We start from the raw sequence: 13,647 nt of genomic DNA on the forward strand, positions 1-13,647 counted from the left end.
GATGGGCGCATGAAGCTCGGTCTGCAGCTCGGGTACTGGGGTGCTCAGCCGCCTCAGAACGCCGCTGAACTCGTGGCGGCGGCGGAGGAATTCGGCTTCGACGCGGTGTTCGCCGCCGAGGCGTGGGGCTCGGACGCGTTCACCCCGTTGGCGTGGTGGGGATCCGAGACCTCGAGGGTGCGGCTCGGCACGTCCGTCGTGCAGATGTCGGCGCGCACGCCGGCCGCCTGCGCGATGCACGCGCTGACCCTGGACCACCTGTCGGGCGGGCGGTTCATCCTGGGGCTCGGGGTGTCCGGGCCGCAGGTCGTGGAGGGCTGGTACGGGCGGCCGTTCGCGAAACCCCTGGCCAGGACGAGGGAGTACGTGTCGATCCTGCGGCAGGTGATGGCCCGCGAGGCGCCGGTGCGCAACGACGGCCCGCACTACCCGTTGCCCTATCAGGGGCCTGGGGCGCTGGGGCTCGGCAAACCGCTGAAGCCCATCACCCACCCGTTGCGCGCTGACCTGCCCATTTGGCTCGGCGCGGAGGGTCCGAGGAACGTCGCGCTGACGTCGGAGATCGCGGACGGCTGGCTCGCCATCTACTACGCGCCACGGCTTGCCGGCATGTACGACGAGTGGCTCGACGAAGGCTTCGCGAAGTCAGGCCGCGGCAGGGAGAACTTCGAGGTCGCGGCCACCTGCCAGGTCGTCGTGACGGACGATCCGGCGTCGGTGCGGGCGATGCTGAAGCCGTTCGTCGCTTTGTACATCGGCGGAATGGGCGCGCCCGGGATGAACTTCCACGCCGAGGTCTTCACGCGCATGGGCTACGGCGAGGTCGTCGAGGACGTCGGCAGGCTCTTCCAGGCCGGGCGCAAGGACGAGGCCGCGCAGGTGGTTCCGGACGAGCTGGTGGCCGAGATCAGCATCGTCGGCGACGTGGAGCACGTGCGCGAGGAGGTCCGCCGGTGGGAGAAGGCGGGCGTCACGACGTTGCTCGTCGGATGCCGCGACGTTGCCTCGATCAAGGCCTTGTCGGAGGCTTGTCAGTAAGTGAAACGCGTTCTACTTTGAGGGTGTGGTCACAGGACTCTGGAACATCGCCGCCGATCAGCCGGACCTGACCGCGCTGGTCGATCCGAGTGGTCGCGAGATCACCTACGCCGGGCTCGCGGCCGACGCGAACCGCTACGGACGCGGGTTCCGGGCCTTGGGGCTCGAACCCGGCGACAGCATCGTGCTGATGCTGCCCAACAGCGCCGACCTGGTGGCGGTGTACTTCGCCGCCTACCAGACCGGTCTCTACGTCGTGATGGCCAACTGGCACCTGACCGGCGCCGAGGTCGCGTACCTCGTGCAGGACAGCGGTGCCAAGGCTTTCGTCGCACACGAACGGTTCGCGGCCGCCGCTGCCGAGGCCGCGGCGAGCCTGCCGGCCGGAGCGCGGTTCGCGGTCGGTGAGATCGAGGGGTTCACCCCTCTGGCCGAGCTCGGTGACGGTGAGGAAGGCAGGCCCGACGGCCGGACCACCGGGTCGCCGATGCTCTACACCTCCGGCACGACCGGGCGGCCCAAGGGCGTGCGCAGGCCGTTGACCGGCGCCGACCCCGACACCGTGCCGCCGAGCGCCGCCTGGTTCTTCGGCATCTTCGGGATCAAGCCGCACGACGGGCACGTGCACCTGTGCGGATCTCCGCTCTACCACACGGCCGTTCTCAACTTCGTGACCATCTCGATCCAGCTGGGCCACACCGCGGTGCTCATGGACCACTGGGCTCCGGAGGAGATGCTGCGTCTGATCGAGCGGTACGAGGTCACCCACAGCCACATGGTGCCGACGCAGTTCCACCGGTTGCTGGCGCTGCCGGACGACGTGAAAGCCAAGTACGACATGGGATCGCTGCGCGCGATGATCCACGGCGCGGCGCCCTGCCCGCTGGAGGTCAAGCGCCGCATGCTCGACTGGTGGGGGCCGGTCGTGATCGAGTACTACGCGGCCACCGAAGGCGGCGGCACCGCGATCAGCGCTACCGAATGGCTGCGCAAGCCGGGTTCGGTCGGGCTGCCGTGGCCGACGTCCGAGATCAAGATCCTGGGCGAGGACGGCACTGAGCTGCCGGTCGGTGAGCAGGGCCTGGTCTACATGCGGATGGGCGACGCGACCTTCGAGTACCACAAGGACTCCGAGAAGACCCGGGCCGCGCGCGTGGGCAAGCTGTTCACGTTGCAGGACATCGGGTACCTCGACGAAGACGGTTACCTGTTCCTGTGCGACCGCAAGAACGACATGATCATCTCGGGCGGGGTGAACATCTACCCGGCGGAGATCGAGGGTGAGCTGATCTGCCACCCGAAGGTCGCGGACGTGGCCGTGTTCGGTGTGCCGCACGCGGACTGGGGCGAGGCGATCAAGGCCGTCGTGCAGCCGGTGGACGGCGTCGAGGGTTCGGACGCCCTGACCGAGGAACTGCTGGAGTTCGCGCGCACGCGGCTCGCGAAGTTCAAGCTGCCGCGCACCGTCGAGTACATGGACGAGTTGCCGCGCGACCCGAACGGCAAGCTCTACAAGCGAAAGCTGCGCAGCCGAGAAGAAAGTTCAGGCAGTGCGTGACGCCATCAAGATGTCGGCCGACGAGGTCGAGACGTTCCTGGCCGGGCAGAAGACGTTGATCGTGGCGACCATCGGCCGCAACGGGCTGCCGCACCTGGCGCCGATGTGGTTCGCGTGGGTGGACGGCGAACTGGTCTTCTGCACCGACCGCAAGTCGCAGAAGATCGTGAACCTGCAACGTGATCCGCGCTGCAGCGTGCTGGCCGAGGCGGGGGAGTCCTACGACCAGCTGCGCGGCGTGCACATGGAGGGCGTCACCGAGTTCACGGACCTCGGCCCGGTCGTGGACGCCGTGGTGGAACGCAACTTCGGCGAGGTCGGCGACGACCCCCAGGCCCGTGAGGCGCTGCGCAAGGCGATGTCGAGGCGTGTCGCCGTGATCTTCCGTCCGACCAAGACAGCCAGCTGGGACCACCGGAAGACGATGTCTGGAGTGAACCCGTGAACCTGAACCGCCGTCAGGTGCTCGCCGGAGCCGGTCTCGCACTGGCCTCCGGACTCGTCAAACCGGCCACCGCGTCCGCCGACCTCGGCGAGTTCGACGTCGTGGTCGTCGGCGCGGGAGCGGCCGGCATGACCGCCGCGCTCACCGCCGCCAAACGCGGCCTGAGCTGCGTGGTCGTGGAGAAGGCGCCGACGTACGGTGGCTCGGCCGCCCGGTCCGGCGCCGGGATCTGGATCCCCAACAACGAGATCATCCTGGCCGCCGGTGTGCCGGACACGCCCGCGAAGGCCGCGCAGTACCTGGCGGCCGTCGTCGGCGACATCCCACTGGTGCGGCAGCAGGCCTACCTGACGCACGGGCCGCAGATGCTCTCGTTCGTCATGCGCAACAGCCCGCTGCGCTTCCGCCACATGGACGGCTACAGCGACTACTACCCGGAGTACCCCGGCGGTATCGCGAAGGGACGGTCGATCGAGCCGGAGGTGCTCGACGGCCGAATCCTCGGACCCGAACTCGCGAACCTCAACGCCCCGTACCTGTCGACACCGGCCGGAATGGTGATCTACGGCGCGGACTACAAGTGGCTCGCGCTGGCCCTGGTCAACGCGAAGGGCGCCGCGACGGCCGCCGCGGCACTGGCCAGGGGTACCGCCGCCGCACTGGCGGGCCAGAAGCCGTTGACCATGGGACAGGCGCTGGCCGGCGGGCTGCGCGCGGGCCTGTTGCAGTCGAACGTCCCGGTCTGGCTGAACACCGGGCTGCAGGACCTGATCGTCGAGCACGGCGTCGTTCGCGGAGTGCTGACCTCACGCGGTGCCGTGCGGGCACGTCGCGGCGTGATCATGGGTTCCGGCGGCTTCGAGCACAACGCGGCCATGCGCGCCCAGTACCAGCGCCAGCCGATCGGTACCCAGTGGACGGTCGGCGCGAAGGAGAACACCGGCGACGGCCACCGGGCCGGTCTGCGCGCGGGCGCCGCCGTGGACCTGATGGACGACGCCTGGTGGGGTCCCGCGATCCCGGTGCCCGGCACCCCGTACTTCTGCCTCGCCGAACGCACGCTCCCCGGCGGCCTGATGATCAACGCCGCCGGTCGCCGCTTCGTCAACGAGGCCGCGCCCTACAGCGACGTCGTGCATGTCATGTACGACAAGAACCCGTCCGCCCCGTGCATCCCGGCGTGGCTCGTCGTCGACCAGAACTACCGCAACAGGTACCTGTTCGCCGACGTGGCGCCGACGCTGCCGCTGCCGGACGGCTGGTACTCCTCCGGCGCGGTCGTGAAGAACTGGTCGCTGGACGGCCTGGCCTCGGCCATCGGCGTGCCGGCCGCGAACCTCAGGTCGACCGTCAGCCGGTTCAACGGCCAGGCCATGACCGGCCGCGACACCGACTTCCAACGCGGCGACAGCGCCTACGACCACTACTACACCGACCCGGCGGTCTTCCCGAACTCCTGCCTCGCACCGCTGTGGGCGCCCCCGTTCTACGCCTTCAAGATCGTGCCCGGCGACCTCGGCACCAAGGGCGGCCTCGTCACCGACGCGCGCGCCCGCGTGCTGCGGCCGGACGGCTCGGTGATCCCGGGGCTCTACGCGGCGGGCAACGTGAGTTCGGCCGTGATGGGCAACAGCTACGCCGGGGCGGGTTCGACGATCGGGCCCGCCATGACGTTCGGGTACATCGCGGCGAACGACGTCTAGGGACAGCGGTAGAGCGCGGGCATTCGGTCAGCGCCTCGCGACCGCGGTGCCAGGGAACCGATGCCGACGGTCACGCCGCCTCCCAGACCGTGACCTGGCCGCTGATCGTCGTCTAGGGACAGAGGCAGAGCGCAGGCGCTCGGTCAGCTCCCCGCGACTGCGGCGGTGCCGGGGAACCGATGCCGATGGTCACGCCGCTTCCCAGACCGTGACCCGGCCGGTGATCGTCGTGGTGTCCACGGCGCTCACCTCGACCAAGAACGTGCGGCCACCGGGCGTCCGGCCGCACACCCGGCTGCCGGCGATCAGGTTCACCGCGTCCCTCGTGCCCCGCCGGGCGATGTCGGCGGCGCACTCGTCGCGGCCTGGCGTGCCGTCGCCGGTCCACTCCGCGAGCAGGTAGTTCTCGTCGCCGTGCAGACGGCCGGGTGTCAGCGGCCAGACGTTCATGCCGTCCATGCCGCGTGGCTCCGCGAGATCGAGGTTGTAGCTGCCGAACGGCACCGTGCCGCTGAACCGCACGCCGTCGCCCGTGGGCACGGGTGGGAGGGTGGCAGCTTTGGCGGCAGTGGTGGTGACGACCGGTGGGACGACAGCCGGGGCGTTGACGGTCGGACGCGCCGTCGTGACGATCGCGGCCGGACGGCCTGCCGTGGTCGTGGTGACGGGCAGGACGGCGGGCGCTGGTGACGACGTGGCGGCGGCTTCGACCGAGTTCGGGCTGGTGACCGCCGCCGGCATCTCCCTGCCCGGCTCGCCGGGAGCGATCAGCTTCATGGCCAGTGTGGACACACCCGCGACGGCGAGCACGGAGACCGCGGCGGTCGCGCCCCAGAAGGCCCTGCCCCGCACGGGCTTGGCGGGAGCTCCGAGGGTGATCGCCATCGACCCGGCCTGGAACGCCGTGCTGACGTTGCCCTCTATCCCGTTGTCGGTCTCTTGGTCGGAGTGTGTCAAGACTGGCCCCTGCCCCGGACTGCGGATGTTTGATACGCAGATCGGAGCATCGCCGCGATGTGTTACGGGCGCGAACGAATTCGCCCGGGAGCTGCCTACCGGCCCTTGAACTCCGGCTTGCGCTTCTCCGCGAACGCCCGCGGCCCCTCCTTCGCGTCCTCGCTGGAGAACACCTCCATGCCGAGCCGAGCGTCCACTTGGAACGCCTCGTTCTCGTGCATCACCTCGGTCTCCCGGATGGTCTGCAGGATCTTCTGGACCGCGATCGGCCCGTTGGCCGTGATCAGCGCGGCGAGTTCGAGGGCCTTGTCCAGCGCCTGGCCGTCCGGCACCACGTGCCCGATCAGCCCGATCTCCTTGGCCTCCGCGGCCCGGATGTGCCGCCCGGTCAGCAGGAGGTCGGCCGCGACCGTGTAGGCGATCTGGCGCGGCAGCCGCACCGCCGAGCCGCCCAGGGGGAACAGGCCCCAGCGCGCCTCGGAGACACCGAACCGCGCGCTCTCGCCGGCCACCCGGATGTCGGTCGCCTGCAGGATCTCCGTGCCACCGGCGACCGCGGGTCCTTCCACGGCGGCGATGAGCGGTTTCGTCAATCGACGACCTTTGAGCAGTGGTTCGATGACGGAGAAGTCGAACTTGCCCGCGTTCTCGCTGGGATGGTTGGACGTCATGGCTTTCAGGTCCGCGCCCGCGCAGAACGAGCCGCCCGCGCCGGTCAGGACGCAGACGCGGACGTCCGGATCGGAGTCCACGCGGTCCCACGCCTCCTTCATGATGGCCAACATGGGGCCGGACAAGGCGTTGCGGACCTCCGGGCGGTTCATCGTGACGACCAGGACGTTGCCGACCAAGTCCACCAACGCATGTGGTTCCGTCGTGGTCGTCATTCACGCGCCTCCTGGATCGAGTCTGACCGCACGGGGGATTGTCCCGAACAGTAACACGTTCTACTTTGCCTACCATGGCCCTCAACGTCGCAGACCTCGTTGAACACGCCGCCGACACCGTGCCCGACAGGACCGCGCTCATCTGCGGTCCCAAGCGGGTCACCTACGCCGAGCTGGAGTCGCGAGCCAACAAACTGGCTCACCACCTGGTAAAGAACGGCGTGACGCAGGGTGCGCACGTGGGGCTCTACGCGCGCAACTCGATCGAACTGGTCGAAGCCATGCTCGCGGTCTACAAGCTGCGTGCCGTGGCGATCAACGTGAACTACCGCTACACCAAGAACGAGTTGCAATACCTGTTCGGGGAAGCGGACCTGACCGCTCTCGTACACGAACGGCGGTACGCGCCGTTGGTCGCGGAGGTCGGCGCGCCCGGTCACACGGTCGTCATCGACGACGAGACCGAGGAACCGTTCGAGGGCGCCGACTACGAGACGGTGCTGGCGGAGGAGTCCGGCGAACGGGACTTCGGGCCGCGCAGCCCCGACGACCTCTACATCCTGTTCACCGGCGGCACGACCGGCATGCCCAAGGGCGTGATGTGGCGGCACGAGGACGTATGGCGCACGCTCGGCGGCGGCATCGACTTCGTGACCGGCGAACGGCTGACCGACGAGTGGCACCAGGCCAACGCCGGCAAGGACTACGGGCTCATCAGGCTGTGCCTGCCGCCGCTGATCCACGGCGCGGCGCAGTGGGCGGTGCTCGGCGCGTTGTTCAGCGGCAGCACGGTGGTGCTGGTGCCCAAGTTCGACCCCGCCGAGATCTGGCAGGTGATCGAAAGGGAAAAGGTCCAGGTCGCCGTCATCACCGGGGACGCCATGGGCCGGCCGCTGATCGAGGAGTTCCAGCGCGGCAGCTACGACGGTTCGTCGCTCTACATCCTCAACAGCAGCGCCGCCCTGTTCTCCTACACCGTCAAGAAGCAGTACCAGGAGCTCCTGCCGCACACGACGCTGCTGGAGTCGATCGGGTCGAGCGAGACCGGGTCGACCGGCATCGGCGCGGTGCCCAAGGAGATGGTGAAGACCGACGGCACCAAGGTGAAGCTCAACGAGGACACCATCGTCATCGACGAGGACGGCAACAAGCTCGAGCCGGCGCCCGGTGTGATCGGCAAGCTGGCGCGCGGCGGGCACATCCCGCTCGGCTACTACAAGGACCCCGAGAAGACCGCGCGGATGTTCGTCGAGGTCGGCGGCAAGCGGTTCACCGTGCCCGGCGACTTCGCCCGGTTCGAGGAGGACGGCGACATCACGTTGCTGGGACGCGGCAACACCTGCGTCAACACCGGCGGCGAGAAGGTGTTCCCGGAGGAGGTCGAAGGGGTGCTGAAGTCGCACCCGGACGTCTTCGACGCGCTCGTGATCGGCATTCCCGACGACCTGCTCGGCCAGCGCGTCGGCGCGATCGTCCAGCCGCGGGACGGTGCCACGCCGACACTGTCCGAACTGGACGCCCACGTCCGCGAGTCGCTCGCGGGCTACAAGGTGCCGCGGTCGTTGTGGCTCGTCGGCGAGATCGGCCGCACCCCCAGCGGCAAACCCGACTACCAGTGGGCGAAGCGCCACGTGGAGGACCATGCGCACCAGCCTGTGTGACGAGCTGGGCATCGAGCACCCCGTCTTCGGCTTCACGCCGTCCGAGCACGTGGCGGCGGCGATCAGCAGGGCGGGCGGGCTCGGTGTCCTCGGGTGCGTGCGGTTCAACGACGCGGAGGACCTCGACCGCGCGTTGACGTGGATGGACGAGAACACCGACGGCAAGCCGTACGGCGTCGACATCGTCATGCCCGCCACCGTGCCGAAGGAAGGCACGCAGATCGACCTGGCCGGACTGATCCCCCAGAGCCACAAGGACTTCGTGCAACAGACGTTGCTGAAGCTCGGCGTGCCACCGCTACCGGACGGAGAGGGCGGCGAGGGCGTGCTCGGCTGGCTGCACTCCGTCGCGCGCTCCCACGTCGACGTGGCGCTGGAACACCCGATCCGGCTCATCGCGAACGCGCTGGGCTCACCCCCGGCGGACATCATCGAACGGGTGCACGCGGCGGGCGTGCCGGTGGCGGCGCTGGCGGGCAAGGCCGAGCACGCGCGACGGCATGTGGCCAACGGTGTCGACATCGTGGTGGCACAGGGTTACGAGGCCGGCGGGCACACCGGTGAGGTCGCCACGATGGTGCTCGTGCCGGAGATCGTGGACGCGGTGGACGTCCCGGTGCTCGCCGCGGGAGGCATCGGTTCGGGACGGCAGGCCGCCGCGGCGATGGCGCTCGGTGCGTCCGGTGTGTGGATGGGCTCGTACTGGCTCACCACGGCCGAGTACACCCTGGGCAACTCCAGCACGCAGGAAGCGCTGCTGGCCGCCGGTTCCAGCGACACCGTCCGCACCCGCGTCTACACCGGCAAACCGGCGCGGCTGCTGAAGACGCGGTGGACCGAGGCGTGGGCGCAGCCGGGCGCGCCGGAGCCGTTGCCGATGCCGTTGCAGAACATCCTGGTCAGCGAGGCGCACCACCGGATCGCCCGGTCCGACGACCCGTCCGTGGTCTCGATGCCGGTCGGGCAGGTCGTCGGGCGGATGAACGAGGTCCGCCCGGTCGCGGACGTCATGGCGGACCTGCTGGCGGAGTTCGGCGTGACGGTCGAACGCCTCACCAAGCTGCGCTGAGTTTCAGGAGCTGGGCGGTCGCACCGCCCAGCTCGAACTCGTTGCGCTTCGCCGCGGTGAAGTAGCGGTGCACGTCGTGGCTCATGTCGATGCCGGTGCCGCCGTGGACGTGCACGGCGGTGTGCGCCACGCGGTGCCCGGCGTCGGCGGCCCAGAACTTGGCCGTCGCCACCTCCGCTGCCGCGTCCAGGCCCTCGGACAGGCGCCAGGCGGCCTGCCAGAGCGTCAGGCGGATGGCCGCGACGTCGATGTACGCATCAGCGAGACGTTGCGCCACGGCTTGGAAGCTGCCGATGGGCCGGTCGAACTGCACGCGGGTGCGGGCGTACTCGGCCGTCAGCTCCAGGGCGCGCTCGGTGACGCCGAGCTGCAACGCACACAGGCCGAGCGTGTAGCGCGTGATCAGCCAGTCGGGGGAGAGGCCGGGAACGACCTCGCCGCCGGAGAACTCGAAGCATCCGGCGTCCGAGCCGTCGACGAGCTCCTGCGGGGTGACCTCCACCTGGCTGGCCTCGACGAGGAACACCTCCTCACCGTGCGCCACCAGGAAAGCGGCGGCAGTCCGGGCGAACGGCACCGCGGTCAGCACGCCGTCGGCTTCCGAGAGTGCCACGGACAGCACGGATCCGGGCGTCAGCCAGCGGGAACGCTGATCGGCCGTACCGAACTCGGCGAGCGCCGACGCGGCGACCGTCGCCGGCAGGTAGGGGACCGCCGCGACCGCGCGGCCCAGTTCGACCAGCACCGAGCACTGTTCCAGCACCCCGAACTCGTCCGGCTGCTCCGGCACCACGCCGGACTTGACCAGGTCGGGCCACGGTGAGTCCGACGAGTCGAGGATCTTGCGGGTCAGCGCCGCCAGCTCGCGCTGCGCCTCGGTCAGCGTGAAGTCCATGGCATCTCCTACCGGGGTACGGCGGGGAGCCCGAGGCCCGTCCGCGCGATGATGTCCCGCTGGATCTCGTTGGTGCCGCCGCCGAACGTCAGGATCAACGCCGACCGGTGCATGCGTTCCACCCGGCCGTGCAGCAGTGCGCAGGGAGAGCCGGCGCGCACGATTCCGTTGGCGCCCAGCACCTCCATCAGCAGCCGGTAGCCCTCGGTGGCGAACTCGGTGCCGAACACCTTGGTCGCGGAGGCCTCGGCCGGTGACGGCGCCTCGTCGGAGCCGGAGGCGATGCGCCAGTTGATGAGCTTGAGGAACTCGGTCTTGGCGTGCACGCGGGCGAGGTGCAGACGTACCCATTCCTGTTCCGCGGCACCGGTTTCGTCCGCCCATTGACGAACTTCGCGCAGCGCGGTCTGCAGCGGCGCGGCCGAGCAGAGGGCGACGCGTTCGTGGTTGAGCTGGTTCGTGATGAGCTTCCAGCCCTTGTGCTCCTCGCCGATGAGGTTCGCCGCGGGCACCCGCACGTTGTCGTAGAAGGTCGCGCTGGTCGTGGGTCCGGACATCGTCGGCACGGGCGTCCAGGAGAAGCCGGGATCGGTGGTCGGCACCATGAGGACGCTCAAGCCCCTGTGCCGCTGCGACTCCTGGTCGGTGCGGCAGGCCAGCCACACGTAGTCGGCGTACTGGACGAGGCTCGTCCACATCTTCTGGCCGTTGATCACGTACTCGTCGCCGTCGCGGACCGCCCGTGTGCGCAGGGCGGCGAGGTCGGTGCCCGCCTCCGGTTCGGAGTAGCCGATGGCGAAGTGCAACTCACCGGACGCGATCTTCGGCAGGTAGCACGCCTTCTGCTCGGGCGTGCCCAGGGACATGATCGTCGGCCCGATGGAGTTCAGCGTCAGGAACGGCACCGGCGCACCGGCCGCGGAGGCCTCGTCCAGGAAGATCAGCTGCTCGATCATCGGCCGGTTCCGGCCGCCGTACTCCTCCGGCCAGCCGATGGTCAGCCAGCCGTCGCGACCCATCTGGCGGACGGTGTCCTTGTAGACCCCGGCGTCGCCGTAGTCACTTCCGCCGGCGAGGCCGGCCCGTCGTTCGGGCGTCATGAGCGCGGCGAAGTACGCCCGCAACTCCTGGCGCAACTGCTCCTGCTCGGGCGTGAAACCGATGCGCATAACCGCTACTCTAGAACAAGTTCTACTTGATGTCAGGAGGCCGCGATGAAGGTCGGCGTCGACCCTTCGCTGTGCGAGGCGCACGGGGAGTGCATGTCCATCCTGCCCGAGGTCTTTGACCTTGACGACGACGAGGTTCTGCAGATCCGGGACGGTGAGCTGGCGTCGGCCGAGGAGGCTCCGGCCAAACGGGCCGTGGCGTCGTGCCCCAAGGGCGCACTGCGGCTCTCACGCTGATGGGCCTTGTCAAGAACAGGAACAGATTCTAGTGTCCGACGGGTACTTCGGCCGTGAGCTCAGCGAGGAGTGATACCGGTGAAGGCTGCCGTGCTCAACCAGGTAGGCGACGACAAGCTCGAGCTCCGCGACGACGTGACCACCACACCCGTGGGTCCGCAGGAGATCCGCATCAGGATCAAGGCTTGCGGGGTGTGCCACAGCGATCTGTCCGCAATGGACGGAACACTGCCGGCCCTGGCGCCCGGCGTCGTCGGCCACGAGGGCGCCGGTGAGGTCGCCGAGATCGGGAGCGCCGTGACGTCGCTCGCGGTCGGTGACCACGTGGCGATCACGTTCGTGCCACCGTGCGGGAAGTGCGCCCAATGCGTGACGGGTCAGTCGCATCTGTGCCTCGTGCACACCATTTCCGCGTTCACGTCGCCGAGGTTCGTCGTCGGTGGCAGCCCGGCCTTCGGGTACGCCGGGCTCGGCGCGTTCGCCGAGGAGATGGTCGTGCCCGCCGACGCCGCGGTGAAGATCGACGACGACGTGCCGTGGGACGTCGCCGCGCTGCTGTCGTGCGGCATCCTGACCGGCGTCGGAGCGGTGCTCAACACCGCGAGGGTCGAGGCGGGTGCCAGCGTCGCCGTGATCGGCTGCGGTGGTGTCGGTGTCGCGGTGATCCAGGGTGCCCGGCTCGCCGCCGCGGCCCGGATCGTCGCGGTCGACCCCGTGCCGGAGAAGCACGAGGTGGCGCAGAGGTTCGGCGCGACGCACGCGACGACGCCCGACGGCATCGTGGACCTCAACAACCAGCTGAACTCCGGCATGGGCTTCGACTACGTCTTCGACGTCGTCGGGCTGCCCGCCACGATCCGCCAGGCGTGGGACCTGACCCGCCGCGGTGGCCACACGGTCGTCGTCGGAGCGGGCCGGGCGGACGCGATGGTGTCGTTCAGCGCCCAGGAGCTCTTCCTGCACGACAAGACGTTGCACGGATCGTTCTACGGGACGGCGAACTTCCGCCGCGACATCCCGCGCATGATCGCGCTGTGGCGGCAGGGCCGGCTCGACCTCGAAGGCATGATCAGCAAGCGGATCAGGCTGGAGGACGTCAACGAGGGACTGCAGGCGCTCAAGGGCGGCGGATCCCTGATCCGCCAGGTCATTCTGTTCGACTAGGGAGTCTCTTGTGGACCTTGCGGGGAAGGTCGCCGTCGTCACCGGCGCCGGTGCCGGGCTCGGCCGCGCGGAAGCACTCGAGCTCGCGCGGGCGGGCGCGTCGATCGTGCTCAACGACCTGCCGGGATCGGCCGACGCCGCCGCGGCCGAGATCGAGGAACTCGGCGCGAAGTGCGTCGTGGTCGAGGGTGACGTGGGGGAGCGGAGCACCGCCGACGCCCTCGTCACCGCCGCGATGGAGCAGTTCGGCGGACTGCACGTCGTGGTGAACAACGCGGGTGTGCTGCGCGACCGGATGCTGTTCAACATGACCGACGAGGAGTGGGACCTGGTCGTGCGGGTGCACCTGCGCGGCCACTTCCTGTTGTCGCGCAACGCGGTCGCGCTGTGGAAGCAGCAGTCGAAGGCGGCGGGCGAACCGGTCTACGCGCGGATCGTCAACACCTCCTCGGAGGCGTTCCTGCTCGGTTCGGAAGGCCAGGCCAACTACGCGGCGGCCAAGGCGGGCATCGCGGCGCTCACCGTGGCGACGGCCCGGGGCGCGAGCCGGTACGGCGTGCGCGCCAACGCGATCTGCCCCCGCGCCCGCACCCAGATGACGGCGCACGTGTTCGGCGACGCACCGGAGGGCGACGACTCGCTGGCGCCCGAGCACGTCGCGAAGTTCGTGGCACACCTGGCGGGACCGTCCGGGGAGAATATCAACGGACAGGTCTTCGTCGTGCACGGCGGCATGGTCGCGCTGATGGCACCGCCGACCGTCGAGCAGAAGTTCGGCGCGTTCACCGATCTCGACGGCCACTTCGCCGACCGGGATCCACAAAGGACCTTCGCCTGTACGGAAACGATGGCACTGTAGGAGGA

Annotated in this window: 13 protein-coding genes; 9 read left to right on the plus strand and 4 right to left on the minus strand. The window is 69.3% G+C overall.

Going from position 1 to position 13,647, the window contains the following annotated elements; translation table 11 throughout:
* The first annotated feature begins 9 nt into the window (after window positions 1-9).
* Genes IEY88_RS03725 through kstD form a run of 4 tightly spaced genes read left to right on the plus strand, consistent with a single transcriptional unit; the run spans window position 10 to window position 4,744 of the window.
* Window positions 10-1,038: an LLM class F420-dependent oxidoreductase gene (locus tag IEY88_RS03725; RefSeq protein WP_189153097.1), complete on the plus strand. Its 1,029-nt coding sequence runs from the start codon at window positions 10-12 to the stop codon at window positions 1,036-1,038.
* Between the two features lie 25 nt (window positions 1,039-1,063).
* Window positions 1,064-2,596, plus strand: a complete 1,533-nt coding sequence (locus IEY88_RS03730) for an acyl-CoA synthetase (RefSeq protein WP_189153098.1) — start codon at window positions 1,064-1,066, stop codon at window positions 2,594-2,596.
* Window positions 2,589-3,041: a pyridoxamine 5'-phosphate oxidase family protein gene (locus IEY88_RS03735; RefSeq protein WP_229693055.1), complete on the plus strand. Its 453-nt coding sequence runs from the start codon at window positions 2,589-2,591 to the stop codon at window positions 3,039-3,041. Before IEY88_RS03730 ends, IEY88_RS03735 begins: the two co-directional genes overlap by 8 nt.
* Window positions 3,038-4,744: a 3-oxosteroid 1-dehydrogenase gene (gene kstD / locus IEY88_RS03740; protein WP_189153099.1), complete on the plus strand. Its 1,707-nt coding sequence runs from the start codon at window positions 3,038-3,040 to the stop codon at window positions 4,742-4,744. Before IEY88_RS03735 ends, kstD begins: the two co-directional genes overlap by 4 nt.
* Window positions 4,745-4,933: 189 nt before the next feature.
* On the opposite strand, the gene IEY88_RS03745 is transcribed toward kstD, so the two are convergent.
* Complete coding sequence (locus IEY88_RS03745) at window positions 4,934-5,701, minus strand: hypothetical protein (protein ID WP_189153100.1); 768 nt, start codon at window positions 5,699-5,701, stop codon at window positions 4,934-4,936.
* A 95-nt stretch (window positions 5,702-5,796) separates the two neighbouring features.
* Window positions 5,797-6,588, minus strand: coding sequence for a crotonase/enoyl-CoA hydratase family protein (locus IEY88_RS03750; protein ID WP_189153101.1), 792 nt, complete (start codon window positions 6,586-6,588; stop codon window positions 5,797-5,799).
* Between the two features lie 74 nt (window positions 6,589-6,662).
* Between IEY88_RS03750 and IEY88_RS03755 the strand changes: the two genes are divergently transcribed.
* The gene (locus IEY88_RS03755; RefSeq protein ID WP_189153102.1) at window positions 6,663-8,249 is read left to right on the plus strand and encodes an acyl-CoA synthetase; all 1,587 of its coding nucleotides are present in this window, start codon (window positions 6,663-6,665) and stop codon (window positions 8,247-8,249) included.
* Window positions 8,230-9,318, plus strand: coding sequence for an NAD(P)H-dependent flavin oxidoreductase (locus tag IEY88_RS03760; protein ID WP_189153103.1), 1,089 nt, complete (start codon window positions 8,230-8,232; stop codon window positions 9,316-9,318). Before IEY88_RS03755 ends, IEY88_RS03760 begins: the two co-directional genes overlap by 20 nt.
* Here the strand turns inward: IEY88_RS03760 and IEY88_RS03765 are convergent.
* On the minus strand, window positions 9,302-10,213 hold the full coding sequence (locus IEY88_RS03765) for an acyl-CoA dehydrogenase family protein (RefSeq protein WP_189153104.1): 912 nt from the start codon (window positions 10,211-10,213) through the stop codon (window positions 9,302-9,304). The two genes, IEY88_RS03760 and IEY88_RS03765, sit on opposite strands and share 17 nt — an antisense overlap.
* Window positions 10,214-10,221: 8 nt before the next feature.
* Window positions 10,222-11,382 (minus strand): acyl-CoA dehydrogenase family protein, encoded by a 1,161-nt coding sequence (locus IEY88_RS03770; protein ID WP_189153105.1) that lies wholly within the window; start codon window positions 11,380-11,382, stop codon window positions 10,222-10,224.
* Between the two features lie 45 nt (window positions 11,383-11,427).
* On the opposite strand from IEY88_RS03770, the gene IEY88_RS03775 reads away from it, so the two are divergent.
* The 3 genes from IEY88_RS03775 to IEY88_RS03785 all read left to right on the plus strand — a co-directional run bounded on the left by IEY88_RS03775 (window position 11,428) and on the right by IEY88_RS03785 (window position 13,642).
* Window positions 11,428-11,619: a ferredoxin gene (locus IEY88_RS03775; RefSeq protein WP_189153106.1), complete on the plus strand. Its 192-nt coding sequence runs from the start codon at window positions 11,428-11,430 to the stop codon at window positions 11,617-11,619.
* A 78-nt stretch (window positions 11,620-11,697) separates the two neighbouring features.
* Complete coding sequence (locus IEY88_RS03780) at window positions 11,698-12,783, plus strand: Zn-dependent alcohol dehydrogenase (RefSeq protein WP_189153107.1); 1,086 nt, start codon at window positions 11,698-11,700, stop codon at window positions 12,781-12,783.
* 10 nt (window positions 12,784-12,793) lie between these two features.
* Window positions 12,794-13,642: an SDR family NAD(P)-dependent oxidoreductase gene (locus IEY88_RS03785; RefSeq protein WP_189153108.1), complete on the plus strand. Its 849-nt coding sequence runs from the start codon at window positions 12,794-12,796 to the stop codon at window positions 13,640-13,642.
* The last annotated feature ends 5 nt before the right edge of the window (window positions 13,643-13,647 follow it).

Source organism: Lentzea pudingi (assembly GCF_014646255.1).
Classification (GTDB): Bacteria; Actinomycetota; Actinomycetes; order Mycobacteriales; family Pseudonocardiaceae; genus Lentzea; species Lentzea pudingi.

Bases quoted from the DNA above. Each gene is read 5' to 3' on its own strand.
- IEY88_RS03725 (WP_189153097.1), top strand. From the start codon at position 10: ATGAAGCTCGGTCTGCAGCTCGGGTACTGGGGTGCTCAGCCGCCTCAG.
- IEY88_RS03750 (WP_189153101.1), bottom strand. From the start codon at position 6,588: ATGACGACCACGACGGAACCACATGCGTTGGTGGACTTGGTCGGCAAC.
- IEY88_RS03755 (WP_189153102.1), top strand. From the start codon at position 6,663: ATGGCCCTCAACGTCGCAGACCTCGTTGAACACGCCGCCGACACCGTG.
- IEY88_RS03760 (WP_189153103.1), top strand. From the start codon at position 8,230: ATGCGCACCAGCCTGTGTGACGAGCTGGGCATCGAGCACCCCGTCTTC.
- IEY88_RS03765 (WP_189153104.1), bottom strand. From the start codon at position 10,213: ATGGACTTCACGCTGACCGAGGCGCAGCGCGAGCTGGCGGCGCTGACC.
- IEY88_RS03770 (WP_189153105.1), bottom strand. From the start codon at position 11,382: ATGCGCATCGGTTTCACGCCCGAGCAGGAGCAGTTGCGCCAGGAGTTG.
- IEY88_RS03775 (WP_189153106.1), top strand. From the start codon at position 11,428: ATGAAGGTCGGCGTCGACCCTTCGCTGTGCGAGGCGCACGGGGAGTGC.